The organism is Klebsiella aerogenes KCTC 2190 (assembly GCF_000215745.1).
GTDB lineage: Bacteria > Pseudomonadota > Gammaproteobacteria > Enterobacterales > Enterobacteriaceae > Klebsiella > Klebsiella aerogenes.
Map to the genome: position 1 here is coordinate 4,444,446 of NC_015663.1, position 25,864 is coordinate 4,470,309.

Sequence of the window (25,864 nt, forward strand, 5' to 3'; positions counted from 1 at the left end):
CACGGCCCAACGAACTCATCCAGGTCATATTTTTTCTCCATAAGACCGCAATGCCCTGCAGATAGTGTTCTGCTTGCCCATCGCCCGCGCCATCCTGTACCGGGATGGCGTTGACGCTAAGATATCCTCATCAGGAGTGGCTAAATTCCATGACCACGCCGCCTTCTTCATCGACATCCAGAGAAAGGCTCTGCGGCTTCAGCCCTGCCGCCAGATGGCTCAACAGTTGCTGACTCAGCACTGGTAGAATTTGTTGATTAAGCAGGCTGTCAATGTTACGCGCGCCGGTATCCGGCAGCAGGCAGGCGTCCGTCAACGCATCGTACAGGCCTTCGGCAATATCGGTTGTCATACCGTAATGACGATACAAACGCTGGCTGACCTGGTTGAGTTTCATGTTGACAATTTTGCGCATCGCCGGCTGGCTGAGCGGCCGGTAAATAATGGTCTGGAAACGCGCGAGCAGCGCTGGTTGAAAATGTTCTCGCAGCACCGGCCGCAACAGGTCATGTAAATCGGATTCTGTCGCTTCCGGATGTTCCTTCAGCATCTGCATCAGCCGATCGCTGCCGAGGTTTGAGGTCATCAGGATCACCGTATTACGGAAGTCGATTTCGCGTCCTTCGCCATCGCGCATAAAGCCACGGTCGAACACCTGGTAGAATAAATTCATCACATCGCGATGCGCTTTTTCCACTTCATCAAGCAGGACCACGCTGTACGGACGTTTGCGTACCGCTTCGGTGAGAATCCCCCCCTGACCGTAGCCGACATAACCGGGAGGCGATCCTTTCAGTTGGGACACCGTATGCGGCTCCTGATATTCGGAAAGATTGATGGTAATCAGCGATCTTTCACCACCGAACAGTTCATCAGCCAGCGCCAGCGCGGTTTCCGTTTTTCCAGTACCGCTCGGACCGACAAGCAGAAATACGCCCTGCGGGCCGTTATCCGGTGCAAGCCCGGTTTTGGTCGCCCGCAGTCTCTGGGCAATGGCGTTTAGCGCCATATCCTGCCCCACCACTCGTTTATCCAGATTAGATTCGAGACTCAGCAGTTCCGTCTGCTCGTCCTTCAGCAATGGAGAGAGCGGTACCCCGGTCCAGTCGGCAATCACCGTTGCTACGGTACGTAAATCGACATCCAGCCCCAGCAGCGGATGGTTATTCTGGACGCTGGCAAGTTGGCTCTGTAATTCACCGATCTCCTTGCGGCGGGAAGGATCGGCTCGGCAGCTCAGCAGTTGCTCGGTCAGCTTAAGTTCCAGGCCGTACTGCGTTTCCAGGTCATCAAGCTGTAAAATCATACGCGATTCTTCCAGCTCAATTGCCGCCAGCCGCGCTTCGTCGCTACCGCTACCGACCATGGCATCTTCCAGTAGCGCCTGTTTTTCCATTTCCAGCGCCGTGATTTGCGCTTTCATACGCGTCAACAATTCCGGCACCGTATCGATTCCCATGCGAATGCGGGCCGATGCGGTATCCAGTAGGTCCACCGCTTTATCTGGCAACTGGCGACCGGTGAGATAGCGTCGGGAAAGTGTCACGGCGGCGCGAATGGCTTCATCGGTGATATGTACCCCGTGATGATGAGCATAGCGAGATTTCAGCCCGCGCAGCATCAGACAGGCGGTGTCATCGTCCGGTTCGTCGACTTTGACCATCTGGAAGCGGCGCTCCAGCGCGGCATCACGCTCGAAGTACTGCTTATACTCACTCCAGGTCGTGGCGGCGATAGTTCGCAGTTCGCCGCGCGCCAGGGCCGGTTTGAGCAAATTAGCGGCATCCGCGCCACCGGCCTGGTTGCCTGCGCCGATGATAGTATGAGCTTCATCGATAAACAGCAGCACCGGGACAGGCGACTGCTGTACCGCTTCGATAATGTTCTTAAGCCGCTGTTCGAATTCCCCTTTGACGCCTGCGCCGGCCTGCAGTAAGCCGAGATCCAACGTACGCAATGAAACCGGCTTCAGACTGTCCGGCACGTTGCCCTCCGCGATACGCAACGCCAGCCCTTCGACCAGCGCGGTTTTGCCGACACCGGGTTCGCCAACCAGGATTGGGTTGTTTTTTCTTCTGCGCGACAGGATATCCACCATTTGACGAATTTCGTTATCGCGACCAAAAACCGGGTCGATTTTGCCTTCACGGGCACGAGCAGTGATATCAAGGGTAAATTTATCCAGCGCGTTCTGTAATGCTGGGTTCATCTCAGCGGACTTCACGGCCGATTCCACGGGGCGGCCGACAAACTCCACATCGCCAGCGTGGCCAGGCTCATCTGGCTGTAATTCCGGGCGCTCATCAGACTGCATATCTAATAATGGTCGCAGGTGTTCAAGCTGCGCTTGTCCCAACGTTAACAGCGGCCACAGACTGTCACAGCGCACCCGCGTTGGGTTGCTGACTAACGCCATCAGTAGATGAACACTGCGTAGAGAGGTCTCCCCCGCCAGTGAAGCCCGCAGCCACGCCTCCTGCATCAGGCTCTGGATGCTGCCGGACAGCTGCGGCCGGCTGTGTACCGAACGTGGAAGCGTTTCCAGAAAAGAGAGCAGATCCTGCCAGATAGCGTCCATATCCCACTCATAACGCCGCGCTAAAACGGTCAGGTCTCCCTCGCCCTGCTCCAGTAGTTTTAGCAGCCAGTGTTCTGGAAGGATTTGCGCATGCGCGCGGGCCTGACACAGCGAAGCGGCGCCTTCCAGGGCGCGGGCGCAGTAAGGGTTTAAACGGCGTAACAGGATGGCTGGGTTTTCCATGAGGCTCTCTCTTTGTCGATTCCGGACACGCTACCGCCCATCGCCGTTTCCCGTAATGCAGGAGACCAAAGCGCGCAAGGTCGGGCAGGCTGATTGTTTTTTGCTAAAAGCCAGCGGTCACAGGCGCTTAGCAAAAAAGCAGACGGCGAACCGCCTGCTTCGGGCGTCAGGCTGTCGTTCGTTCATTCCATGAATCGGAATGAATGATGTTGCCGTCTTTATAGGTCCAGGTGATTTTTTCGTAGCGCAGTTCAATCTGCTCAAGATGGCTGTGCTTCTCGTAGGCTGGGTTCTTGATGTCGTGCATCAGCGGATTGACCTTCACCACTTTCACGTTTTCCAGTTTTGTGTTGAAGTATTCCACTTCCTGACCAGCATCATTGATTTTGTACCACTTGAATTCGGCAGACTTCAGCGTCTGGCCGGTAGTCACCGCCTTGTAGAGATAGGGGCTTGAGGAGTCGATTTCCTTGGTAAACAGAAACGGCGTGTGGATACGCGTGCCGGTTAGCTTTCCGGTGTTGTTGTCGGTCGGGATGTACAGGTTATGCTCCTGCGCCACCACTTCGATGCTGCCTTCCCGATCTTTCACATCCACGGAACCTTTAATGTCCGCCCCGCCGTCGTCTTTCAACCACAAATAGACTGGTATTGCCATGTTAATTACTCCATTTCATTTTTTGACACGCCATCATCCTGAGATGGCGCGGGTGTGTTCTCTGTCGCCAGACAGGCTGTAGCCTGTCGAGCCAGACGACCTGGATAGTGACTGGCGTGTTACCCTTTCGCCTTCGGCATCTGGCTAACCAGAGACAAATTGACGTCCATGCCTTCCACCTGGAAGTGCGGCACCGCGTACAGCTTGACGCGGAAGAAGCCTGGATTATCCTCGATATCTTCCACTACCACTTTCGCATCACGCAGCGGATGTGAGGCCTGCAGCTCGTCACCCGGATCGGTCATTTCCGTAACCAGGCCACGAACCCAGGTATTGAGCTCCAGCTCAAGCAGGCGACGATCTTTGGTGGTGCCGATGTTCTCGCGTTGGATCAGTTTCAGGTAGTGGGCGATGCGCGACAGCAGGAAGATGTACGGCAGGCGGGCGTTGATACGGCTATTGGCTGTCGCATCCGCGGTGTCGTACAGCGCGGGTTTCTGAGTTGAGTTAGCCGAGAAGAAGCAGGCGTAGTCACGGTTTTTATAATAAGACAGCGGAATAAAGCCCAGATTGGCGAATTCGAACTCACGGGTTTCCGGGATCATCACCTCGGAAGGGATTTTCACCTGATTTCCGGTGCCGAGATCATAGAGGTGAATGGGAAGATCTTTCACCGCGCCGCCCGCCTGCGGGCCGCGGATTTGCACGCACCAGCCGTTTTGAATAAAGCTGCGTACCATGTTCGAGGCGAAGGCGAATGACGCGCTGGTCCACAGATACTTTTCGTGATCCGGCCCCTTTACCTGCTCAATGTAGTTAAAGCTGCGCACCGGAACCGTGTCCGGCCCATACGGCAGACGGCCCAATACCCGCGGCATGACCAGGCCGATATAGCGCGAGTCATCGGTATCGCGGAACGATTTCCATTTAATGTACTCAGCGCGATCGAAATAGTTGCCGATATCTTTAATCGCCGCGACTTCTTCCATTGAATCCTTGAGGAAAAATTTCGGCCCTACGGCGCCGATAAATGGCATATGCGCCGCAGCGGAGACTTTCGAAATATTACGCAACAGCGCCATGTCCTGCGGGCTGGCGTCAAACTCGTACGCTGAAATTACCGAGCCTATCGGCTCGCCGCCGGGGGTGTCGTATTCGGCGGTGTAAGTATGCCAGTACAGGCCGCTCTGTATCAGCTCTGGCGCATCTTCAAAATCCTGACGTAAATCGTCTTTGGACACATCGAGGATTTCGGTTTTCACGTTCTGGCGATAGTCGGTGTTATCTACCAGTTGCTTCAGGCCGCGCCACAGAGATTCTACCTTCTGGAACTCCGGGTGATGCATAACAGCATCGAGTTGACGGCTTATACGGAAATCCAGCTCCGCGATGTGGTGGTCAATAAGCGTTTTATCGAGTTTCTCCACCTGCTGACCGGATTGACGAATGCAGTCCATAAAAACCTGCATCGCCGCGGTCAGGCGTTCCCCCGCCGTGGCCTCTGATAGCGCCGCATCGTCCAGAAAGACATTAATATCGCCAAGGCTTGATGCCGGGCTCAGATTGATTTTTTCAAACAGAGAAGCGTAAACGCTTTCTTTGTTCATTACGGCGGTTTGCCCCTGCGCGGGGTTCGTTTCAGTATTTACAGACATCAGCATATTCCCGGTTAATCCATTAAAAGAGATGACCGCCGTTTACTTCCCGGCAAGGGCACTCATTTCGGCGCGTAATTCGCTGGACAGAGCTGGATCTTTAAGGATTCTCTCAAGCTCTTTTCTGAAAGTAGCGTTATCTAGCAGGTTCGATTTGAGATCGCGTAATAAATTACGCATCGCCAGCATGGCGCGGAGTTGAGGGATTTGCCGGGCAACCTGTTCGGGCTCAAAGTCTTTTATATCGGAAAAACGCAGTTTAACATTGTCTTCTGAGTTATCACCTGCCAGCGTATTCTCAACGGTGAGATTGATCTCTGGGTTAAATTCAGAAAGTACGCTATTAAAATTATTCTTATTGATATCTATTTTCTGGCGCTCGGCCAATGGTCGATGCTCTTTTCCATTACTGAAATCACCAACGGTGAGCAATTTAAGCGGTAGTTCAACCTTCTTCTGCGCCCCCCCGGTATGTAAGGATAATTTTAAATTAATACGTGCCTTCGGCACCTCATTCTGGAATGAATCAGCCATAGCGGTCCCTTTTCCTTAAGGAATGATTGTGGAGTAAATTTCGTTTTATTCACAACGTTATGTTTAAAGAAACCAGGGCAATATATCAACCAGCAGATACGAAGATCCAGAGATAACGAGTCATTTAATTGGCATAGATCAATATCGCTGGCAAGCAATAATTTCAACCAATAACTCATGCAATCTCAACACGACAACCAATATGTAATTTACTCAATCACAGATGGAAACTATTTAAATATTATAAATTCAACTTTCAGCGTCGAAATAAACTCATTCCTTTTAATAAATGAATTATTAAAAGGAAGTATTAATAGAGACGTTAATAAAATAGCGTTCTGGGCGCCAAAAACTACCAGACTGGCATAGGCCAGTCTGGTATTCCCGTAAACGCATTCTCTCAGAACCACGCCTCAAACATACCGCCGATGTTCAGCGAATCCAACCGCTCGTCGCTGGTGCCGTCTACTTTCGCGGTGTGCTCGTTATTCACCTGGCCGCCGGTAACATAGAAGCGCAGCATCGGGCGGAACTCCGGACCCATGCCGATGGCGATGTTCTGCGACAGCGTCAGCTTCCAGCCGTGGTTATCCCCGCCCTGGTCGTAGTCAACGCGCTGGTAGCCCGCTTCCAGCCAGGTCGAGTGCACATCGTTCCAGAAGTACATTGGCCGGACGATCGCGCCGTAGTTTTTACGGTTGTCGGTATTATCCTTGCCGTTGTCGTAGTCGTGGAAGGCCAGCAGATACTCGATCTGCGCCTGCTGGGTGAATTTATGGCTGCCCTCGAAGCTGGCGTAGACCGTGGTCAGGTCGTCGGTTTTGTTATAGACGCTGTTATCCGAGTTATCGGAGTAGCGCAGGATCACCTTATTCACCCCGCTGTCGTTGGTATGGCTCAGCACCAGCCCGCCCTGCCAGGCATCGAGGCGCGCGTCGCTGTCCACCGCTTTTGAGTCAAAGCCGTAGTTGGCGTACACCTCGACGTCGATCGGCCCGGCCTTGATGTTGTGGGTTTTGGTGGTCAGCGCGTAGTGACCGTTATCGCCGGTATCCGAGCTGCCGGTACAGGTGATGCGCGACGGGTTGGTCTCATCGGCCATCACTTCCGGGCTACAGGATTTCACCTGCGACACCGTCGCCACGTCGAACTGCACGCCGCCGATATCGAAGTTCTTCACCCCCGCGCCCTGACCGTCGTGGTTCATCCAGAAGTAGTCGTTGATCCCCTGTTGCGGGCGCTGGTGGAAATCGCGGCCGGCCCAGATATAGGCGTTGGGGTTGGATTCGAGGACGTTGGTGACGCCGACGTAGGCTTTTTTCAGGTTAACCTCGTCGCTCCAGTGGTCAAACATGACGTTGAGATCCCAGATGGCTCCCTGCGCGCTTTTGAATGCTTTGCTGATCTGGAATTCGCCGCCGTTACTTTCGTTACCGAGACGGCCGATCGCCGAGGCGCCGTTATAGGAGCCGTCGACGCCGACATATTTCTGGTCGCCGGTCTGGAAATGGGCGCCATAGCGGGCGTAGCCGCTAAATTTCAGGCCGAAAGGGATCGCCATATCCGGCGAAGCGGCGGTGGTCTGCGGGTTGGTCATCACGTCGACTTTTTTATTGGCGGCGGCGTCGATTTTAGCCTGGCGGTCGGCCAGCGCTTTATCGACGGCTTTCGCGACGATGGCGTCGATCTGTTCCTGGGTAAATTCTTGGGCTATTACAGAGGTAAACGGAGAAAACGCGGCGATAACCGCCATAGTTAATGGAAGCTTTCTAATCATTGTCATCATTATCTCAATAGAGGTTAATTTTATTCAGACAATAACAACCTTACTCTGGCTACGCAGAATATGTCGCTACTGTGAGAACAATTTATTTTTATTTTGTACCATTACAGAGGTTTTAAACTAGTATCGTAATTCTTTCTCCACAATCGAAATTAATGATTAGCGCTGATAGAAAATCATCGCCACAGTGATTCTGCCGCGTGGGCATCATTATATGGTGAGTAAAACCCTTGATAGTTATCCGCCTAAACTAAGATGGCATAATACCTCCGACATTGGTGAATGTAAGAAATGTAACAACTATGACACATCCTGTATTCTATAAACCGGTTGCTCAATTACGATATTTCACTCAGCGATTGAGAAAACACTCAAATGTGAGCCACCTCGCAAATATTACTTTCAAATATTTAATGCGAGAAAATCCATATAGAGTACATAGATTGTGTCAAGTGGCTGTTGCTCTGAGGATCACAGAAGTAAAAAAACATAATTAATTAATTTAAAAACGTAATAGATTCTTCGAGATCATTTGTGTCAGAAAGTGTTTCACACTCACACAACAAACCGGAGTCTGCTCAGAATGGGTAAAAAAATAATGCAAAGTCGCAATGATGAATATCATAAGTTAACTCGTGGGGAACGTATTGGCTACGGGATGGGCGATTTTGCGCAAAACCTGGTTTTCGGCACAATAGGCGGCTTTCTTGCTCTACATATGTTGACGGTGAATACGATCAGTACGGCCACTGCGGGGTTCATTTTTCTTTTCGTACGAATAATCAATGTGTTTTGGGATCCGATGGTTGGAACCTATGTAGACAAAAGAACGTCAGTCGCGGGTAAATACCGTCCCTGGCTGTTAAGAGCCGGCGTGCCGCTGGTGATCCTTTCCGCTTTGCTTTTTGCTCCCATTCCTGGCGTGAGAGGTTCCGTACCGTTCGCCTTTATCATTTATTTAGCGCTGGATTTAGTTTACTCCCTGGTGAATATCCCTTATGGTTCTCTTAATGCCTCACTGACAAGAGATCCGGAATCTATTGATAAATTAACCAGTACGCGAATGATGCTGGCTAATAGCGCCAATCTTCTGGTGTATACCCTTTTTCCGATGTTCGTGCAAATGGCCTCACCAAAAGACCGTAGCCTGAAGGATACCGGTTTTTTTGGCATAGAACTCAATCTGGGGAACTATACCGATCCATCAGCGAATTACGCCTGGTTCGGCGTCTACTCCGTGTATATGTTATTAGGTGCGGTGGCACTTTTCATTTGCTATAAATTCACTAAAGAACGCGTTGTTGCGACCGCGGAACAGACCGCCAACGTTAAAACAACCGATCTGTTCCTTGAACTTAAAAATAATCGTCCACTCGTCATTCTTGGATTGTTTTTCATGCTGGCCTTTACCTTCATGTTCTTTATGAACACGGTTAACGGCTTTTTCAATCAGTATGTTGTTGGTCACTCCGAATGGATGGGCGCCGTTGGACTGGTCGCCTCCATACCCGGTATTGCGTTCCCCATATTTTGGCCAAAACTAAAAAAGATTTTTGGTAAAAAAGGCTTCTTCCACATTTTCCTGGGAATGTTTATTGCCGGTGAATTATTAACTTACGTCTGGTCGCGTGAAGGCATGCACGATGCGCTGTGGCTTGCTTACATCGCCACATTCATTAAACAGTGGGGCTTAACCTCAGCCACCGGATTTATGTGGGCGCTGGTTCCTGAAGTTATTGCTTATGGTGAATTAAAGTCTGGTAAGAGAAATGCAGCAATTATTAATGCCATTATGGGACTGTTTTTCAAGATTGGCTTTACCATTGGCGGCGCCATTCCTCTGTGGCTGCTGGCCGCCTATGGATTTAATGAAACCGGCGCGCAGCAAAGCGCGAGCGCTATCGATGGGATCATGATGACAGCGGTCTGGATCCCTATCGCCTTAGCGATTGTAGCAATGATCGTCATGCAAATTTATCCCATCTCAGACAAACACGTCAGCGACATTAACCGCCAGCTTGATGAGATTCGGGTGTAAATTCAATACAGATTAAACTTTAAATTTATAAAGGTGTAATAATATGTCCCTTATCCAAAACCCTATATTACGTGGTTTTAATGCCGACCCTAGTATTATCCGTGTTGAGGACACCTACTATATCGCCAACTCGACATTTGAGTGGTTTCCTGGCGTTCGTTTACATGAATCAAAAGATCTGCAACACTGGAATCTTCTGCCGTCGCCATTGTCGACCACTACCCTCTTAGATATGAAGGGGAATCCGTCTTCAGGCGGTATTTGGGCTCCGGCGCTCTCTTATGCGGATGGTAAATTCTGGTTAGTGTATACCGATGTGAAAGTCACCGAAGGTGCCTTTAAAGACATGACAAACTACCTGACCACCGCAACAGATATTCGCGGCCCGTGGAGTGCGCCGATAAAACTGAATGGCGTGGGTTTCGATGCTTCACTTTTCCATGACGATGATGGCCGTAAATATATTGTGCAACAGACGTGGGATCATCGGGAGTATCACCATCCTTTTGATGGGATTACCTTAACAGAGCTTGATACAACAACTTTAAAATTAATGCCGGAAACCGCGCGTACCATCTATCGCGGTACCGCAGTGGCGCTCGTCGAGGGACCTCATCTCTATAAACTGAACGGTTATTACTATCTCTTTGCCGCTCAAGGGGGGACGGTATTTACTCATCAGGAGGTGGTAGCCCGTTCCAAGACATTAAACGCCGACAGCTTCGAAACAGAGCCTGGCGAGGTATTTTTAACTAACGTTGATACCCCTGACAGCTATATCCAGAAACAAGGACACGGCGCTTTGGTTTCGACGCCCGAAGGCGAATGGTATTATGCTTCGCTCTGCGCTCGTCCGTGGAATCGCCCAGGCGAGTCTATTTATGATCCTCGCGGCTGGTCTACCCTTGGCCGGGAAACGGCCATCCAAAAAGTATATTGGGATGAAGATGGCTGGCCGCGTATTGAAGGCGGTCACGGCGGTAAAACGTTTGTCGAGGGCCCAAAAGACGCCATTTATACCGAAAGCGCGAAAGATAATAGCCAGCACGATGAATTTACTACGCCAACGTTTAATCTCAACTGGAATACCCTGCGGGTACCGTTTACCGAAAAGATGGGTACCACAGGCGACGGAAAGCTTACCTTAATCGGCCAGGGATCATTAGCGAATACGCATGATTTGTCGTTGATTGCCCGCCGCTGGCAAGCCTTTTACTTTAATGCCCAGGTTAAAGTCGCTTTTAATCCTTTCAGCTACCAACAAATGGCCGGATTAACCAATTACTACAACGACCGTCACTGGAGTTTTGCTTTTGTAACCTGGAATGAAATTAACGGCAGAGTCATCGAGGTTGCCGAGAACAATCGTGGAAAATATACTTCGTACCTGAAAGATAACGCGATTAATATTCCTGACGACATCGAATTCGTGTGGTTACGGACAAAAGTCAGGAAGCAGACCTATAGCTATGAGTATAGTTTTGACGGCGCCGAGTTTATTGAAATTCCGGTAGTTTTCGATGCCGCAGTCCTTTCCGATGACTATGTTCTGCAAAGCTATGGCGGGTTCTTTACCGGTGCATTTGTCGGTCTTGCGGCAGTAGACTACTCAGGCTACGGCGCCAGCGCTGAATTTTATGATTTCGATTATCAAGAGTTTGGCGACTCGTTAATTGGCACGGATGTTTATAGTTGGGAGGCTGGCGAGCTACGTGCTGATTAGTTTGATGAACGTCTTTTATAGTCAACCTGGCGCAGATTAACCCGGTAAGAAGAAAGCGAAGATCTGTGGATTGGCAATGTTTATATCAGGACGGTGGGTTCCCCCACCGTCTCGTTATGACTTTTTTACTGCTTTTTAACGCCCAGACAACCACGTACAAATTCCGGATTAAAATGTTTCACCGCTTCACCCACATAGCCTAAATCCAGTGCACTAATTAGCGCCATTTCGCTATCGGTTAGGGAGAAATCCCAGAGATCAAAGTTTTCTGCAATACGTTCCTGCCGGGTAGATTTAGGAATTACCGTGACGCCGCGCTGCACGTTCCAGCGCAGAATAACCTGGGCGATGGTTTTTTGATGGGCAGCGGCAATCCCCTGCAGCATTTCATTTTCATACGGTTTATGTCTCCCGCCGCCTAACGGCGCCCAGGCTTCGGGCTGAACGTTATAGCGCTTCATGGTTTCCAGCGCGGCGGGTTGCGCAAAATAAGGATGTAATTCGACCTGGTTCACCATGGGCTTAATTCTGACGGTTTCACAGAAATTAACTAACACGTGAGCGTAGAAGTTGGACACGCCGATGGCTTTCAGTTTACCGGCTTCATAAGCCTCTTCCAGCGCGCGCCAGGCGCTGAAATAATCGCCCATGGCCTGATGCAATAAATAGAGATCAAAATACTCCAGGCCCGATTTTTTCAGCGACGCCTCAATACCGGCTTTAGCCACAGCGCCGTTGGCCATGTCCTGAACCCACAGCTTCGACGTGATAAATAACTCCTCGCGGGTACACAGCCCTTCGGCGATAGCCTCGCGAACCGCATCACCCACGGCATCTTCATTGGCGTAGATGGCAGCGGTATCAATCAGGCGATAACCGGTACGAATAGCGCTTAAAACCGACTGCTTACACTCTTCTTTATCGGTGACCTTAAACACGCCAAAGCCGACCATCGGCATTCTGAGGTTGTTACTTAATACTGAATATTTCACGGCAAGGCCCCTGTCATGTTAAAACACCATTTTAGGCCGGAAACACCACCATGATTAGTCTGTCATTTCTCATTTGACCTATGCATTGAATTCATAAATACAGGCAGGTTGATTGGCGCAACGCTACAGAGCGGCGAACGTATCGAATTAATGCCGGATATGGAAACGACGAGTAAGAGTGAACCACAAAATATTGCTGCTTTTACCCTCATGCTCTTCACCCAACGTTAATCGTCAGGGCCGTAATTGATTATTAGATAGTCTTTTTAAGTAATTCTGATAACATGCCTGTAACAAATAGGCCACCATGGCGACCCATTTGTTACTCGTGGCGATTAGAACAGAATGCAGAAATAATATATGTCGCGATAATAATAACAATCATTGTGAACGCGACATCATGTTACGGCATGCCATTATGCATATATCTAACTAATCTTAATATCATCGAAGTTGATATCTTCCTCTTCTTGATCGTTATTGATAACAACATCGCGAGGAACATCTTTTTTGATGACAGCATAAATGGTTGCTGTTACTAATATATTAACTATCAATGCCATAATACCTGCCATGGGATTTGACATTGTTGGGAGCATCAATACCCCGCCAAAAGGTACAGTTGCATCCGCACCATACACCATGGTGATTGCACCACCACAAGCACCGCCGATTGCCGCTGCTGCAATACCGCGAACGATATCATTCATCACTATAGGGATAGACCCTTCAACAATATTCACTACCCCCATAGGAACCGCCGACTTTAACATTTCGATTTCTTCGTTATTATAGATATTTTTGCGAAGCAGTTTGGCGATAAAAAATGCAAGCCCAAAACCGATAGGTGTTGCCGTGTTGACTAACTGAAGGGCCGTAACTGGCTCATTTATACCCTGTGCCTGGAGAGTTAAGACGAATGCAAAGCACGTTTTATTGATCGGCCCACCAAAGTCAACGATACACAACGCCCCAATAACAGCACCTAATACTAAATTAGATGAAGTTCCCATACTTCTCAGGAACGATGTGAGTGCATCGGTAAAAATACCAATAGGCGTGCCGATGATATAGACCATGAGCAGAGCACTGAAAATGGATGCAAAAAATGGCACAATCAATGTCGGCATTAAACCCCGGGCCCAGCCAGGAACCTTCACATTTTTAATGATAGCAAGAGCAATATACCCGGAAATGTAGCCACCGATCATGCCCCCGATAAAACCCGCACCAATAGCATTAGCGGCCAGACCGACAACAAAACCAGGGGCAATACCGGGCTTACCTGCGATCGAACCGGAAATTCCGATAGCAATAACAACGGGCAATAGTCCGAGCGCCTTAGCTCCCATGGTAGCGAAAGCCTGCCACAGATCAAATTGACCCGATACTAAAGTGTCCTGAACCGTCCCGCCAAAACCCATACCGATGGCAATAATAAACCCAGCACCACAGACAATCGGAATCAAGAATGAGATGGCAGTCAGCAGATGACCTTTAGGGTTTGCTGCTTTCCATATTTCTTTTATATTCATAAATTACGCCCTTTATTTTATATAGGATACGCATAGGTAGGTGTTATGAATTGACTAATTCACCAAGCTTTTCAATAAGCTTATTTGGTGATTTAACTGCCATTTCCGTTGGTACTTTGACGACTTTCTTCCCGGCAAATCTTTCTTCACCTGAAACTTTAACATCGGCGGCTAACAGAACAATGTCGGCTTGTGCAATTTCTTCAGCGGTCAAGGCATTCTCGATACCTATAGTGCCTTGCGTTTCGATTTTGACATTGTGACCGGCCTTTTTTGCTGCCATTTCAATTTTCTTTTGCGCAATATAGGTGTGTGCAATACCTACAGTGCAGGCTGTAATTCCAACAATATTCATAACTATTCTCCGGGGTTAATTGTTTTCGATGCTATGATAATTAAATTAAGCGCTGACACCTTCAGCATTTAAAAGATCAATGATTTTCTGCGGGGAATCTTCCATCAGTAATTTTCCTACTATCTCTTCATCGGCAAGTGAACCTGAAACCTGGGATAATAATCGGATGTGGGTGGTATTTTGATCCACCAGGCATACAGCAAATAAAATAATACAACGAACGTCACTACCATCCATAGTTTCCCAGGGGATATGATGTTGGGTTCGGCCAATGGCCAATGCCGTACGGGCTACGCCTGAGGATTTACCATGAGGGATCGCTATATGATTTTCGAATCCAGTAGAGCCCTGTTCTTCGCGTAACCAAACATCTTTCAGAAAAATATCTTTATTAATAACAGCTCCATCACGTACTAATAAGTCGGCTAATTCTTCAATTGCTTCTTTCTTACTCTTAGCCATCATGTTTAATTTAATATTTTTTACGTTCAGTACACTCGAAATGTCCATAAGTTACCTTCGTTAACATAAATAATCATCAGTAATCAGCGATACCAGGTTCTGCCACCACGTAGTCTGCCAAACCCGTCGGGGCCGGACAGCATAATAGATAGCATCCGCAAGCGTACGACGAGGCGTCGCAAGCGAACTCCAGATATAAAAAGGGTTACAGCGCTCTCAACCATATAAATCTAACGCGAAGGCAAAGAGACAGACCGGTTAAATAGACTCTTTGCACTGCGCAATGGCTCAATACGGCTGAGCGCGCTGCAATTTTCAGGCAGCGATTTCGCGTTGATAGATATCGACCATTTTATCCCATGCATCGCTGACATTATCCGCCAGGGAGAACAGGCCCGAGGTTCCCACAATAAAGACGTCAACGCCCGATTGGGAGATAACATTAAAAGTTTTCTCGTTACAGGAGCCGTCAATTTCGGTCAGATAGTGGTAACCATGCACTTCGCGCATCGCGATCAGCTGTTTAATTTTATTGAGCGATTCTGGGATAAATTTCTGACCTGCGTAGCCCGGGTCAACCGACATGACGGTCACTTTATCCAGCAGGTGCGCGTACTCTTTAATAGCATCCGCCGGAGTAGCTGGGTTCAACACTACGCCGCAGCGACGACCAGCGTCTTTAATCTGGTTCAACAGCCGGAATATTTTGTTATTCGCCGTCTCAGGGTGGAAGCTGATAATATCGGCCCCGGCATTAATACACATTGGAATTATATCTTCCGGGTGATTCACCATCAGATGTACGTCGATCGGCACATCGGTAATTTTTTTCAGGTTTTCGATAAAAAACGGTGATAGCGTAATATTCTTCACATAGTTACCGTCCATAATATCGACGTGATAAAAATCAGCCCGACCGTTCATTGCCGTAATTTGCTCTCTGAATTGCGTTAAATCCATACACATTAACGAGGGCGAAAATTTAGCTGCCATACCTCACCTCTATAAAATTAGTTAGTTAAACAGTGACACGACATGCCCAAGAATGATGCCAACAACGCCAAAGTCCGCATCGCCAAAGGTGGTGGATGCAAAGCCAAGGTCGCCCATCAGGGGCAGCAAAATCGCGGGCAAAAAAGAAATCAACAGACCGTGAGCGAATGCCCCCACCACCGCGCCGCGACGACCGCCGCAGATGTTGCCGTAAACGCCCGCCGTCGCGCCGCAGAAGAAGTGCGGCACCAGGCCGGGAACAATGACGCTCAGGCCAAGCAGCGGACACAGGAACATACTCACCAGACCAGCGGCAAAACTTGACAGGAAGCCGACGATCACCGCGTTCGGGGCGAACGGAAAGACGGTTGGACAGTCGAGCGCCGGTTTCGCGTCTTTCACCAGCTTGTCGGCGATGCCTTTAAAGGCCGGAACAATTTCGGCAATAATCATGCGAACACCCGCAAGGATGATCCACACGCCTGCCGCGAAGGTCAGCGACTGGATAATGGCAAAGATGATAAAGTTCTGACCACCACTGATGCTGGTCTCAACAAACTCTTTACCTGCGACCAGTACCAGAATCAGGAACAGAATCATCATCGTCAGCGAGATAGCCACCGAGGAGTCACGCAGGAAGTTCAGCGTTTTCGGCACCTTCAGCTCTTCAATCGACGGGCTGCCTTTACCGATCGCTTTTCCCACCAGCGCCGACAGCAGATACCCGGTTGAACCAAAGTGGCCCAGCGCCAGGTCATCAGTGCCGGTAATTTTGCGGGTAAATGGCTGCAGAATAGCCGGAGAGACCACCATCATGATGCCGAGGATTACCGCCCCCACCAGTACCACCCAGAACGGCGACAGACCGCCGACAGAGAGAATGACAGCCAGCATCGCCGACATATACAGCGTGTGGTGGCCTGTCAGGAAGATGTATTTCAGCGGCGTAATACGGGCAAGAACAATATTAAACAACATCCCCAGCACCATGATCATGGCTGTCGCAGTACCGTAGTTTTTCTGCGCCAGCGCCGCCATGGCGTCAGTATTGGGGACAACACCCTGAATATGGAAGGAGTGCTCAAACAGCTGGCTAAACGTCGTTAACGTCGTGGCGACAATCGCCGCCCCGGATGTTAATATCACAAACCCCATAATGGTTTTGAGGGTTCCGGAAATAACGTCGGAAACTGCTTTTTTCTGCAATAATAAGCCGAACAGGGAAAACAAACCGACCAGTATTGCTGGTGTGCCCAACACATCATGAATAATAAACTGCAGCATAGAATGACTCCGTAAGGCCGCAAATAATTAATCAGAGATTCTCGGAAAGAATTTCTTTGATTTTATTGTTATCCAGCAGGTTAGATAAACCAAAAACCTGGGCAGAATGGCTGGACAGATGTTCAGCTATATCCCTGGCGCTAAGAATAATATCGGCAGTCTCGCTTTTTGCTGAAGTCAGATCGGTATGGGAAACCTCTGCTTCTTTATTTAACTCTGTAATGATTTTTTTCACGTTCATTTCAACGATAAAGCTACTACCTAAACCGTTACCGCAAACAATCAGAACCTTTTTCATCTCTACCTCACTATCCATTGATAACGGCTTGAATTTTCGCCATTGATGATGCTTTCAGCAGTGCTGAGAGTCGTTCATCATCACTAAAAATGTCTGCCAGGGCTGTAATCATATTGATGTGTTCATCTCCCGAAAGCGCACACAGCATAATCACGACGTAAATAGGGTCATTCTCTTCCGAGCCAAAAGAAACGCCTTTTTTAATATGCAAAAGCGATAAACCATTTTTAATTGCACCTTGCTCCGGGCGAGCATGAGGCATCGCCAGACCAGGCGCTAAAACATAATAAGGACCAAGTTTTTCATGGCTGTTAAAAATGGCCTGAATATAATTTTCAGTAATCGCCTCTTTCGCCAATAAGGGTTGAGCCGATAACGTAATTGCCTGTTTCCAGTCACTGACTGAATCCACAATCTGGATATTTTCCGTTGGTAACCAGGTCGTGATCATAAATTCCCCGATAGCATTGAAAGTGAGCCTACTATAGTGGAATCTCTTCGCGGCTTACCGTGATCTTCATCTCAAAGTTAGCGCTAACATGGCAACAATGTTAAAATTCTTGTTACCGCTAACTTTGTTATCCATACTTATCATTACTTTGCAGTTGGGCAATACGTAAAATGCCAAACATCATTTACAATGGCTGCCCAGTCAGGCGAAAGGAGGACACCAGTGCAGACGTTAGAAGCGGACGATAGCGCGAGAGAAAAACGCAGGAAAAACACCGGTAAAATTACGCTTGCTGAAGTGGCAAAACTGGTCGGCGTGAGCACGATGACCGTGTCACGCGCGTTACGCATGCCTGAAAAAGTGAATCCTGAACTGCGTACACGCATTGAAGCCGCAGTAAGCGAGCTGGGCTATGTGCCAAATCTGCAGGCCCGCAACCTTGCCTCTGCTGACTCCAGTCTGGTGATGGGCGTGGTTCCCTCTTTTTCCTCCCCGGGCTTTCTTGCCGTCTCCGAAACACTACAGACCGTGCTCACGACCCAGGGCTATAGCATGATGTTTATCGAGTCCGGTCAGGGTGGACAGAGTGAAGAAAAAGCTTTTGCGCAAATGCTCGCTTACAACCCGGCTGCGATTGTTCAATTCAATATTGATAACATCAGCAGTTGTTCGCAAATGATAAGTAACACCGGCGTGCCGGTGGTTGAGATTGGCGCCATCAATCGCGATGCGAGCTGGGTCAGCATTGGCGTTGACTATGCCGCAGCCATCAAAAAGTTGGTCACATCGCTTGTACAGACCGGATATAAAAATATCGGCCTGCTTTGCACGGCTTCCAATAACATTATGTTTCGCCAGGTACTAAGCGGTTGGAACAGCGCGATGCTCTCCGTTAACCACTCTCCGCATCGCGTGGTGACCTCTCACCTGCCGGCAGGCATTACGACCGGCCTGAACCTGCTCGGCGATATTCGTATCACCTGGCCTGAGCTTGATGCGCTGATTTGCACATCCGATGAAATCGCCTGCGGTTGCATTATGGCCTGCCATGGCGCGGGGCAAAAAGTGCCTGACTCTCTGGCACTGGCAAGCCTGAGCGGGGGGACTCTTGCCGCCGTTTGCTCACCGGCGCTGACTGCCGTCGAATTCCCCTGGAGTGAAACGGGAACCCTCGCAGGACAAACACTGCTTGAGCTGCTGGCGGGTAATTCGACGGATAAATTCATTGAATTACCCTCAGCGTTACAAGTTCGCGCCAGCACCAGGAAGCAGTAGCGTTGGCGACATATTTATTGATTTGTTATCCCACCGAATACGGCAGGATAACTATGCGTTAGAAAAGTTATGCTTTCTGCTGTGGCGGGTAATGGTCAGAAGGAGAAACTGGCGCTGTAAGCCGCGCCAGTTCTGAGGTTAGCGATGGTTGCCTGACGCCATCAGGCAACCGCTACTGATTAATGCTTCACAATATACATCGTGCGGCTGTAGGCCACGTCTTCCGGATTGGTGATCGGGTATCCTTTTAACCACGGCTTGATCAGGCGGCCGTTGGTATACTGATATATCGGCGCAATAGGCGCTTTGGCCATGATGATTTTCTCTGCCGCATTGTAATCATCGTTACGCGCTTTTTCCGAGGTTTCCTGCGCCGCCTGGATGAGGATCTTATCGTATGCCGGATCGTTAAAGCGCGAGATATTACCGCTATGAGTAGAAGTGAGTAGCGACAGGAAAGTCGACGGCTCGTTGTAATCCCCTACCCACGATGCGCGGATAACGTCAAAATTACCGGTATTACGGCTATCGATATAGGTCTTCCACTCCTGGTTTTGTAGCTTCACATCCACACCAAGGTTTTTCTTCCACATCGATGCCACGGCGATGGCGATTTTCTGGTGATTTTCCGACGTGTTGTACAGCAGCGTCAGCTTCAGCGGACGGTCCGGGCCATATCCTGCCGCCGATAGCAGCGCTTTAGCCTGGGCATTAAGCTCGGCCTGGCTCATGCTTTCAAACTGCGAAGGCTGCGGGGTAAAGCCTGCGGTGACGTCAGGGGTGAACCGCCAGGCCGGTTTCTCACCGGTACCGAGGATTTTCTCCGCCATAATCCGCCGGTCGATGGTCATGCTTAACGCCAGACGCACGCGCTCATCGGCGGTTGGCCCTTTCTGGGTATTGAAAGCGTAATAATAGGTACCTAACTGCGGCGGCGTGTAGACCTGTCCGGGAATATCCTTCAGTAGCTTCTGATACATATTTTTCGGGAAGGATTCGGTGATATCAATATCACCCGCCAGATAACGTTTGGTCGCCGAAGATTCCTGGTTAATCGGCACGAAAGTCACCTGCTTAATCACCGTTTTGGCGTTATCCCAGTATTGTGTATTCGGCACGACAACCAGCTTCTCATTCACCACCCGGTCTTTCAGCACATAGGCACCGTTGCCGATAAGGCTGCCCGGGCGCGTCCAGTTAGCGCCGCTTTCGACGTTAGCTTTCTGCACCGGGTAGAACGCAAAGCTGGCGGTCAGGTTGCTGAACCACGGCAGCGGTTTATCCAGCTGCACGCGCAGCGTGTGGGCATCGACCGCCGTCACCCCGAGGGTGTCCGGCGCCGCTTTACCATCAATAATATTTTGCGCATTACTGATACCCGCTAAGGCGGCAAACCAGGCGAATGGCGAGGTGGTTTTCGGATCCACCAGCCGCTGCCAGCTATAGACGAAATCCTGCGCCGTCACCGGGGTGCCGTCGGACCAGCGCGCGTTATCACGCAGGGTAAAGGTCCAGACGCGGTTATCGTTGCTCTGCCAGCGGGTCGCCACGCCAGGGATGATATTGCCCTTCGCGTCCTGGTTCACCAGCCCTTCGAACAGATCGCGGATAACCTGAATTTCCGGCAGGCCGACGGCTTTAGCGGGATCTAATGAAGCGGGCTCGTCTTTTATATGGCGTACCAGCTGCTGTTTTTCAGCTAATACGGTTCCCGGAGGCACGTCCGCCGCCCAGGCAAGAGAAGAAACGCTGGCTAACCACAGCGCGCCGCATGTCAATGTGACAGGATACTTCATGAGATCCCCTTTTAAATGAACAAACCAGTGCTGGCAGAGCGATAATTATTTGTTTCCCCACCTGAAATTGCAAACGGCTTATGATAGAAAATTGACATGACGAGTTTTTTCGCCAGAGAGGGAAAGCGTTTGATTCCGGGACGCTTTTCTACAACACTGCTAACAATAACCTGATGACAGGATACCCTATGCCCGTTTCACGCCCTCGCCCCCTGCGCGGCGCTTTCCCGCCAGGCACGCAACGTTACGGCCAGTCGCATCTCGGCGCGCCGTTGCTGTGGTTCCCCGCTCCGCTGGCTGATAGCCGCAGCGGTCTGATTATCGCCGGCACGCACGGCGACGAAAACTCGTCGATCGTCACCCTCTCCTGCGCGTTGCGCACGCTGAAACCGGAGCTACGTCGCCATCACGTCGTTCTCACAGTCAACCCCGATGGCTGTCAGTTAGGGCTACGCGCCAACGCCCGCGGCATCGATCTCAACCGTAACTTTCCGGCCGCTAACTGGAAGGCGGGAGAAACGGTGTATCGCTGGAATAGCGCCGCGGAAGAGCGCGATGTAGTGCTGCTGACCGGTGAAAAGCCAGGTTCGGAACCCGAAACCCAGGCGCTGTGCCAGCTGATCCACCAGATCCACCCGGCGTGGGTGGTCTCCTTCCACGATCCGCTAGCCTGCATTGAAGACCCCGGCCACAGCGAGCTTGGACAATGGCTCGCCGGGGCTTTTAATTTACCGATGGTGGGCAGCGTCGGTTACGAAACGCCAGGCTCTTTCGGCAGCTGGTGCGCCGATATCGGCCTGCCGTGCATTACCGCCGAATTTCCGCCGGTCTCCGCCGACGAAGCGACTGAAAAGTACCTCGCGGCGATGACCGATTTACTGCACTGGCACACTCACAGATGAAGCATGCCGGTGCTGAACTTCAGCGCCGGTTCCACATCTACCGCCAGCCAGGTCGGGCCATCGAGATCCGCAAAACGGGCCAGCGGCGCCAGCGGCAGCGCGGCGGAAATGGCCCGTGAAGTACAAAGCATACAGCCCAGCATCCTCTTATAACCCAGCCGTTCAGCCTCCTGCGCCAACAGCAATGCCTCGGTCAGACCACCGGTTTTATCCAACTTAATGTTGACCATTTCGTAGCGACCCTGCAGCGCCGGTAGGCTTTCCCGCGTATGACAGCTCTCATCGGCGCAGATCGGCAGCGGATGAATGAAGTTTTCCAACGCCTCATCCGCGCCGGCCGGTAACGGCTGCTCCAGCATCGCCACGCCGAGATCGGCCAAAAGCTGACAGCGCGCCGCCAGACCTTCGCCACGCCACGCTTCATTAGCATCAACGATCAACGTCGCCTGCGGCACCGCGTCGCGAATAGCAACCAGCCGCTCGCTAATCAAATGATCGTCGAGCTTGACCTTCAGCAGCCGCGCGCCTTTCTCCCACAGCGCGGCGGCGCTGGCCGCCATCTGTTCCGGCGTGCCGATTACCACGGTTTGCGCCGTCACGACTTCGCGCGGCAGATTGACGCCAAGCAGCTGCGGCAACGTTTTCCCCGCGCGGCGCGCCTCCAGATCCCACAACGCGCAGTCGACGGCGTTGCGCGCGGCCCCAGCCGGCAGTAGCTGTTGCACTTGCTCGCGGGTAGCGCCGCGCTCAAGCTGCTCGCCGATCGCCATAATCTGCGCCATCACCGAGGCGATGCTTTCCCCGTAGCGCGGATAAGGCGTACATTCTCCGGCCCCTTTTACCCCATCCTCTTCTATTTCCACCACCACGACTTTGGCCTCGCTGCGGCTGCCGCGAGAGATAACAAACGGCGTGTGAAGCGGCCATGATTCTTCAAAAACTCGAAGGTTGCGCATTCCCTGGGCCTCTTAGGTAAATGTTAAATAGAGTTTGCCGTGTTGCTGGCTGATGTCATACACTAACTACGACGTTAACTATATGTAAACAGGAAGATAACCATGTCGCAAACCGTACATTTCCAGGGTAACCCAGTGTCCGTTCAGGGCTCCATTCCGCAGGCTGGCGCGAAGGCGCAGCCGTTTACGCTGGTCGCCAAAGATCTCTCTGACGTCACGCTGAGCCAATACGCTGGTAAACGTAAAGTACTGAATATTTTCCCAAGCATCGATACCGGCGTCTGCGCGGCATCGGTTCGCAAATTCAACCAACTGGCTTCTGAGCTGAACAACACCGTGGTGCTGTGCATCTCCGCTGACCTGCCGTTCGCGCAGTCCCGTTTCTGCGGCGCAGAAGGCCTGAGCAATGTGGTCACCCTGTCCACCCTGCGCGCGCCGCAGTTCCTGGCAGATTATGGCGTTGCTATCTCCGCAGGCCCGCTGGCTGGTCTGGCTGCACGCGCAGTCGTTGTTATCGATGAAAACGACCAGGTGGTATACAGCCAGCTGGTTAACGAAATCACCGAAGAGCCGGATTACGATGCGGCGCTGGCTGCGCTGAAAGCGTAATCGCTTCCCTTCTGTTATCAAGCCTCCTTCAACGGGGGCTTTTTTCTTTGCGCGGCGCATAGCGCGAAATTAACCGCGCGGTGGCCGGGCCGGTGAGCAATATGGTAAACAGGCGCAGCGTTTGCATCGCCATGATAAAAGACATATCCGCCCGGGTACCGACGGCGATTATCGCCACCGTATCCAGACCGCCGGGGCTAGTCGCCAGATAGGCGGTGAGAAAATCCAGCGCCAGCAGGTGCGTTAACGCTAAAGCCATCAGCGCGCACAGCGCGATCAAGCCGACGATGGCGGCGATGATTTGCGGTAGCGTCTTCAGCGCCAGCATAAAAATCTCGCGATTAAACTGCAGGCCAACCGTCCAGCCGAGCGCGGTATAGGCCAGCACCAGTAACCATTCCGGCAGCTCCAGCAATAGCACGCCTTCGCCCTGTGCCAGCGCGCCGGCCACCATCGGTAATAACATTGCCCCGGAAGGGATGCGTAAACGTAACCCCAACCAACCGGCGACCGCGGTCAATAGCAACGTTAACGGTAGATTAAAAGTCAGCGGCGGGAACCAGACGATCTGCTGGGTCATTTCCTGCGCCTCGCCGCCGAGCGCGAAACGCACCACCATTACCGCCGCGCCGACCACGAACAGTACCCGCAGATACTGCATCAGGGCCACCAGACGAACGTCGGCGCCATACTCTTGCGCCATCACCACCATCGCCGAAGCGCCGCCCGGCGAGCTTCCCCACGCGCCGGTTGCCCCGGGTAGCGAACTGTAACGCACCAGCAGCCAGCCGGTCAGCGCGCTGATAGCCAGCGTGGAAAGGAGGATAATCAACACCAACGCCCAGTTGGCGGCCAGAACGCCGAAAATAGACGGGGTTAGCGCGCGGGCGATCATACAGCCGATGATAGCCTGAGCGGAGATGAAGAATGGACGAGGGAGACGAATCGTGGCGCCGCGCAGACTAAGGGTAATTCCGGCGATAAGCGGGCCAAGCAGCGGCGCAGCGGGAAGATGGAGCCGGAACAGCACAAAGGAGAGCACGGCGGAGAGTGCCAGTAATATCATCCACTGAGGCCAATCCCGTTGCTTCGCCAACCGTCACCTTCCCGGAAAAAGAATAATAAAATAAGTATATACAGAGATATCGCTGAAAAAACGCTGAAAATCGCGGCCGCGCCGAGCCGGCCGCACCGGTGATTTATTCTTCGCCTTTCTTCTGGCTCAGACCATACTCGCGCAGCTTGTTAGCAATCGCGGTATGCGAAACGCCGAGACGTTTGGCTAATTTACGCGTGCTGGGGAAGCTGCGATACAACTGGGTCAATACCGAACGCTCAAAGCGGCGGGTAATATCGTCGAGCGATCCTTCCATCGCCTCTTCACCTACCGGCAGCGACGACACATCGTGATCTGGCAGCAGAATATCCTGCGGGCGCAGTTCGAAGCCCTCGAGCTGGGTTAACGCGCGGTACACTGCGTTTTTCAACTGACGCACGTTGCCCGGCCAGCTATAGCGGGTCAACACGGTATTAAGGTCAGCGGAGAGTTTTGGCCGCGGGATGCCCTGCTCATCGGCAAAGCGCGCGACGAACAGTTCGGTCAACGGCATGATATCCTGAGGACAATCACGCAGCGGCGGCAGGTTCAGCGTCAGCACATTCAGACGATAATAAAGATCTTCGCGGAACAGCCCTTTCTGCACCAGCTCAACGAGATTTTTTTGCGTCGCGCAGATAACCCGGACATCGACATGTACTTCGTGATCTTCACCGACGCGACGGAAAGTGCCATCGTTGAGAAAGCGCAACAGCTTCGTTTGCATGCCAGGCGACATTTCGCCGATCTCATCCAGCAGCACAGAGCCGCCGTTGGCCTGCTCAAAGAAACCTTTTTTCCCCTGCGACGCATCGCCGAACAGCTCGCTCTCCACCGCGTTTTCCGGAATCGAACCGCAGTTCAGCGCCAGATAAGGTTTGCTGGCGCGCGGGCTGGCCAGATGGCAGGCATGGGCCAGCAGATCTTTACCGGTACCCGTATCGCCGACAATCAGCAACGGGGCGCTGAGCATCGCCAGCTTGCGGGCCTGTTCAACAACGTGGCGCATTTTCGGCCCAACGGCGAGGATCTGGCTAAAGGCGCTGGTATCCTGGGTCGTCAGCGTTTGCAGTTGACGCCCCATACGTACGGTGGAGCGCAACATCACCACGGCGCCGGTCAGCACACGCTCGGCGTGTTCGCCTTCCAGATACACCGGCGTCACTTCCAGCATAAAGTTTTGGCCATTAACGACCACATGCTCGGTATGCGACTCCAGCGGGTTGCCTTCCAGCCAGCGCTGCAGGTTGAAATCAGTAATGAGTTGCGCCACCGGATGGCTGCGTAAGCGTGCCTGAGTTTGACCAAACAGTTGGCAGCTGGCCGGGTTGGCAAGCTCTACTTTGCCTTTGGCATCGAGCGACAGCACCGGTTCCGGCATTGCCACCAGCAGCGCGCTCAGCGCCAGATGTTCCCGCTCTGACGGCATCCACGCCACGGTACGAACATCGGTTACGCCGGAGATACGGCGGATTTCCGCCATTAAACTGCTGAAACTGGCGAACTCCAGCTCGGCGAAATTAAGGTAGATTCGGCCAATCGGGTCGATATCGATACCGCGCAGGTCAATACCGCGCAGCACCAGCAAATCGAGTAATTCACGGGTCAGACCAAGACGGTCCTGACAAAAGACTTCCAGACGCATAGGAGTTTTCACCCTAAAAAGGCCAATGACGGATGAATGATAGGACAGATATGGGCTTACGTG

At 51.5% G+C, this 25,864-nt stretch carries 22 protein-coding genes; 5 read left to right on the forward strand and 17 right to left on the reverse strand.

Translation table 11 applies throughout. The features are described 5' to 3' along the window. Positions 1 to 130 precede the first annotated feature (130 nt). The 5 genes from tssH to EAE_RS21020 form a co-directional block, all read right to left on the reverse strand. On the reverse strand, positions 131 to 2,761 hold the full coding sequence (tssH, locus tag EAE_RS21000) for a type VI secretion system ATPase TssH (RefSeq protein WP_015705646.1): 2,631 nt from the start codon (positions 2,759 to 2,761) through the stop codon (positions 131 to 133). Between the two features lie 166 nt (positions 2,762 to 2,927). Beyond that, positions 2,928 to 3,419 (reverse strand): type VI secretion system effector Hcp, encoded by a 492-nt coding sequence (gene hcp / locus EAE_RS21005; RefSeq protein WP_015366299.1) that lies wholly within the window; start codon positions 3,417 to 3,419, stop codon positions 2,928 to 2,930. A gap of 119 nt (positions 3,420 to 3,538) precedes the next feature. Continuing rightward, positions 3,539 to 5,074: a type VI secretion system contractile sheath large subunit gene (gene tssC, locus EAE_RS21010; protein ID WP_015705647.1), complete on the reverse strand. Its 1,536-nt coding sequence runs from the start codon at positions 5,072 to 5,074 to the stop codon at positions 3,539 to 3,541. A 42-nt stretch (positions 5,075 to 5,116) separates the two neighbouring features. Then, the gene (gene tssB, locus EAE_RS21015) at positions 5,117 to 5,608 is read right to left on the reverse strand and encodes a type VI secretion system contractile sheath small subunit (protein ID WP_015366297.1); all 492 of its coding nucleotides are present in this window, start codon (positions 5,606 to 5,608) and stop codon (positions 5,117 to 5,119) included. 400 nt (positions 5,609 to 6,008) lie between these two features. Further along, entirely contained in the window at positions 6,009 to 7,391 is a 1,383-nt protein-coding gene (locus EAE_RS21020) for a carbohydrate porin (protein WP_015705648.1), read from the reverse strand. Positions 7,392 to 7,989: 598 nt separating this feature from the next. Between EAE_RS21020 and EAE_RS21025 the strand changes: the two genes are divergently transcribed. After that, positions 7,990 to 9,429, forward strand: a complete 1,440-nt coding sequence (locus tag EAE_RS21025) for an MFS transporter (RefSeq protein WP_162777726.1) — start codon at positions 7,990 to 7,992, stop codon at positions 9,427 to 9,429. 43 nt (positions 9,430 to 9,472) lie between these two features. Further along, the gene (locus tag EAE_RS21030) at positions 9,473 to 11,152 is read left to right on the forward strand and encodes a glycoside hydrolase family 43 protein (protein ID WP_015705650.1); all 1,680 of its coding nucleotides are present in this window, start codon (positions 9,473 to 9,475) and stop codon (positions 11,150 to 11,152) included. A 125-nt stretch (positions 11,153 to 11,277) separates the two neighbouring features. On the opposite strand, the gene EAE_RS21035 is transcribed toward EAE_RS21030, so the two are convergent. From EAE_RS21035 to EAE_RS21070, 8 genes are all read right to left on the reverse strand, one after another. Then, on the reverse strand, positions 11,278 to 12,144 hold the full coding sequence (locus EAE_RS21035) for an aldo/keto reductase (RefSeq protein ID WP_015705651.1): 867 nt from the start codon (positions 12,142 to 12,144) through the stop codon (positions 11,278 to 11,280). Positions 12,145 to 12,572: 428 nt separating this feature from the next. Continuing rightward, positions 12,573 to 13,679 carry a PTS fructose transporter subunit IIC gene (locus EAE_RS21040; protein WP_015366291.1) on the reverse strand — a complete coding sequence of 369 codons (1,107 nt, stop codon included), beginning with the start codon at positions 13,677 to 13,679 and terminating at the stop codon, positions 12,573 to 12,575. Between the two features lie 43 nt (positions 13,680 to 13,722). After that, positions 13,723 to 14,034: a PTS fructose transporter subunit IIB gene (locus tag EAE_RS25105; protein WP_015705652.1), complete on the reverse strand. Its 312-nt coding sequence runs from the start codon at positions 14,032 to 14,034 to the stop codon at positions 13,723 to 13,725. A gap of 45 nt (positions 14,035 to 14,079) precedes the next feature. After that, positions 14,080 to 14,544 carry a PTS sugar transporter subunit IIA gene (locus tag EAE_RS25110; protein WP_015705653.1) on the reverse strand — a complete coding sequence of 155 codons (465 nt, stop codon included), beginning with the start codon at positions 14,542 to 14,544 and terminating at the stop codon, positions 14,080 to 14,082. Between the two features lie 267 nt (positions 14,545 to 14,811). Then, a complete protein-coding gene (alsE, locus tag EAE_RS21055) occupies positions 14,812 to 15,489 on the reverse strand; it encodes a D-allulose 6-phosphate 3-epimerase (RefSeq protein ID WP_032708260.1) in 678 nt (225 codons plus the stop codon). 21 nt (positions 15,490 to 15,510) lie between these two features. Further along, on the reverse strand, positions 15,511 to 16,773 hold the full coding sequence (locus tag EAE_RS21060) for a PTS ascorbate transporter subunit IIC (RefSeq protein ID WP_015705655.1): 1,263 nt from the start codon (positions 16,771 to 16,773) through the stop codon (positions 15,511 to 15,513). A gap of 31 nt (positions 16,774 to 16,804) precedes the next feature. Continuing rightward, entirely contained in the window at positions 16,805 to 17,071 is a 267-nt protein-coding gene (locus EAE_RS21065; RefSeq protein WP_015366287.1) for a PTS sugar transporter subunit IIB, read from the reverse strand. 10 nt (positions 17,072 to 17,081) lie between these two features. Then, on the reverse strand, positions 17,082 to 17,522 hold the full coding sequence (locus EAE_RS21070) for a PTS sugar transporter subunit IIA (protein ID WP_015705656.1): 441 nt from the start codon (positions 17,520 to 17,522) through the stop codon (positions 17,082 to 17,084). 222 nt (positions 17,523 to 17,744) lie between these two features. On the opposite strand from EAE_RS21070, the gene EAE_RS21075 reads away from it, so the two are divergent. Further along, entirely contained in the window at positions 17,745 to 18,797 is a 1,053-nt protein-coding gene (locus EAE_RS21075) for a LacI family DNA-binding transcriptional regulator (protein WP_015366285.1), read from the forward strand. 179 nt (positions 18,798 to 18,976) lie between these two features. Here the strand turns inward: EAE_RS21075 and EAE_RS21080 are convergent, their stop codons facing one another. Next, complete coding sequence (locus EAE_RS21080; protein WP_015705657.1) at positions 18,977 to 20,593, reverse strand: peptide ABC transporter substrate-binding protein; 1,617 nt, start codon at positions 20,591 to 20,593, stop codon at positions 18,977 to 18,979. A gap of 188 nt (positions 20,594 to 20,781) precedes the next feature. Between EAE_RS21080 and mpaA the strand changes: the two genes are divergently transcribed. Then, positions 20,782 to 21,495 carry a murein tripeptide amidase MpaA gene (gene mpaA, locus EAE_RS21085; RefSeq protein WP_015705658.1) on the forward strand — a complete coding sequence of 238 codons (714 nt, stop codon included), beginning with the start codon at positions 20,782 to 20,784 and terminating at the stop codon, positions 21,493 to 21,495. Here mpaA and ycjG read toward each other — a convergent pair. Further along, on the reverse strand, positions 21,486 to 22,451 hold the full coding sequence (gene ycjG / locus EAE_RS21090) for an L-Ala-D/L-Glu epimerase (protein WP_015705659.1): 966 nt from the start codon (positions 22,449 to 22,451) through the stop codon (positions 21,486 to 21,488). The genes mpaA and ycjG overlap by 10 nt on opposite strands. Positions 22,452 to 22,553: 102 nt before the next feature. Here ycjG and tpx point away from each other — a divergent pair, with 102 nt between their 5' ends. Further along, positions 22,554 to 23,060, forward strand: a complete 507-nt coding sequence (gene tpx, locus EAE_RS21095) for a thiol peroxidase (RefSeq protein ID WP_015366280.1) — start codon at positions 22,554 to 22,556, stop codon at positions 23,058 to 23,060. A 28-nt stretch (positions 23,061 to 23,088) separates the two neighbouring features. Here tpx and EAE_RS21100 read toward each other — a convergent pair whose 3' ends face one another. Then, positions 23,089 to 24,126, reverse strand: a complete 1,038-nt coding sequence (locus EAE_RS21100; protein WP_015705660.1) for an AbrB family transcriptional regulator — start codon at positions 24,124 to 24,126, stop codon at positions 23,089 to 23,091. Positions 24,127 to 24,259: 133 nt separating this feature from the next. Continuing rightward, positions 24,260 to 25,801 (reverse strand): transcriptional regulator TyrR, encoded by a 1,542-nt coding sequence (gene tyrR / locus EAE_RS21105; protein ID WP_015366278.1) that lies wholly within the window; start codon positions 25,799 to 25,801, stop codon positions 24,260 to 24,262. Between the last annotated feature and the right edge of the window lie 63 nt (positions 25,802 to 25,864).

Bases quoted from the DNA above. Each gene is read 5' to 3' on its own strand.
- EAE_RS21080 (WP_015705657.1), bottom strand. From the start codon at position 20,593: ATGAAGTATCCTGTCACATTGACATGCGGCGCGCTGTGGTTAGCCAGC.
- EAE_RS21065 (WP_015366287.1), bottom strand. From the start codon at position 17,071: ATGAAAAAGGTTCTGATTGTTTGCGGTAACGGTTTAGGTAGTAGCTTT.
- EAE_RS21040 (WP_015366291.1), bottom strand. From the start codon at position 13,679: ATGAATATAAAAGAAATATGGAAAGCAGCAAACCCTAAAGGTCATCTG.
- EAE_RS21025 (WP_162777726.1), top strand. From the start codon at position 7,990: ATGCAAAGTCGCAATGATGAATATCATAAGTTAACTCGTGGGGAACGT.
- alsE (WP_032708260.1), bottom strand. From the start codon at position 15,489: ATGGCAGCTAAATTTTCGCCCTCGTTAATGTGTATGGATTTAACGCAA.
- EAE_RS21030 (WP_015705650.1), top strand. From the start codon at position 9,473: ATGTCCCTTATCCAAAACCCTATATTACGTGGTTTTAATGCCGACCCT.
- tssC (WP_015705647.1), bottom strand. From the start codon at position 5,074: ATGTCTGTAAATACTGAAACGAACCCCGCGCAGGGGCAAACCGCCGTA.
- mpaA (WP_015705658.1), top strand. From the start codon at position 20,782: ATGCCCGTTTCACGCCCTCGCCCCCTGCGCGGCGCTTTCCCGCCAGGC.
- EAE_RS21100 (WP_015705660.1), bottom strand. From the start codon at position 24,126: ATGATATTACTGGCACTCTCCGCCGTGCTCTCCTTTGTGCTGTTCCGG.
- hcp (WP_015366299.1), bottom strand. From the start codon at position 3,419: ATGGCAATACCAGTCTATTTGTGGTTGAAAGACGACGGCGGGGCGGAC.
- EAE_RS25110 (WP_015705653.1), bottom strand. From the start codon at position 14,544: ATGGACATTTCGAGTGTACTGAACGTAAAAAATATTAAATTAAACATG.
- tssH (WP_015705646.1), bottom strand. From the start codon at position 2,761: ATGGAAAACCCAGCCATCCTGTTACGCCGTTTAAACCCTTACTGCGCC.
- EAE_RS21020 (WP_015705648.1), bottom strand. From the start codon at position 7,391: ATGACAATGATTAGAAAGCTTCCATTAACTATGGCGGTTATCGCCGCG.
- tyrR (WP_015366278.1), bottom strand. From the start codon at position 25,801: ATGCGTCTGGAAGTCTTTTGTCAGGACCGTCTTGGTCTGACCCGTGAA.
- EAE_RS21060 (WP_015705655.1), bottom strand. From the start codon at position 16,773: ATGCTGCAGTTTATTATTCATGATGTGTTGGGCACACCAGCAATACTG.
- tssB (WP_015366297.1), bottom strand. From the start codon at position 5,608: ATGGCTGATTCATTCCAGAATGAGGTGCCGAAGGCACGTATTAATTTA.
- EAE_RS25105 (WP_015705652.1), bottom strand. From the start codon at position 14,034: ATGAATATTGTTGGAATTACAGCCTGCACTGTAGGTATTGCACACACC.
- ycjG (WP_015705659.1), bottom strand. From the start codon at position 22,451: ATGCGCAACCTTCGAGTTTTTGAAGAATCATGGCCGCTTCACACGCCG.
- tpx (WP_015366280.1), top strand. From the start codon at position 22,554: ATGTCGCAAACCGTACATTTCCAGGGTAACCCAGTGTCCGTTCAGGGC.
- EAE_RS21070 (WP_015705656.1), bottom strand. From the start codon at position 17,522: ATGATCACGACCTGGTTACCAACGGAAAATATCCAGATTGTGGATTCA.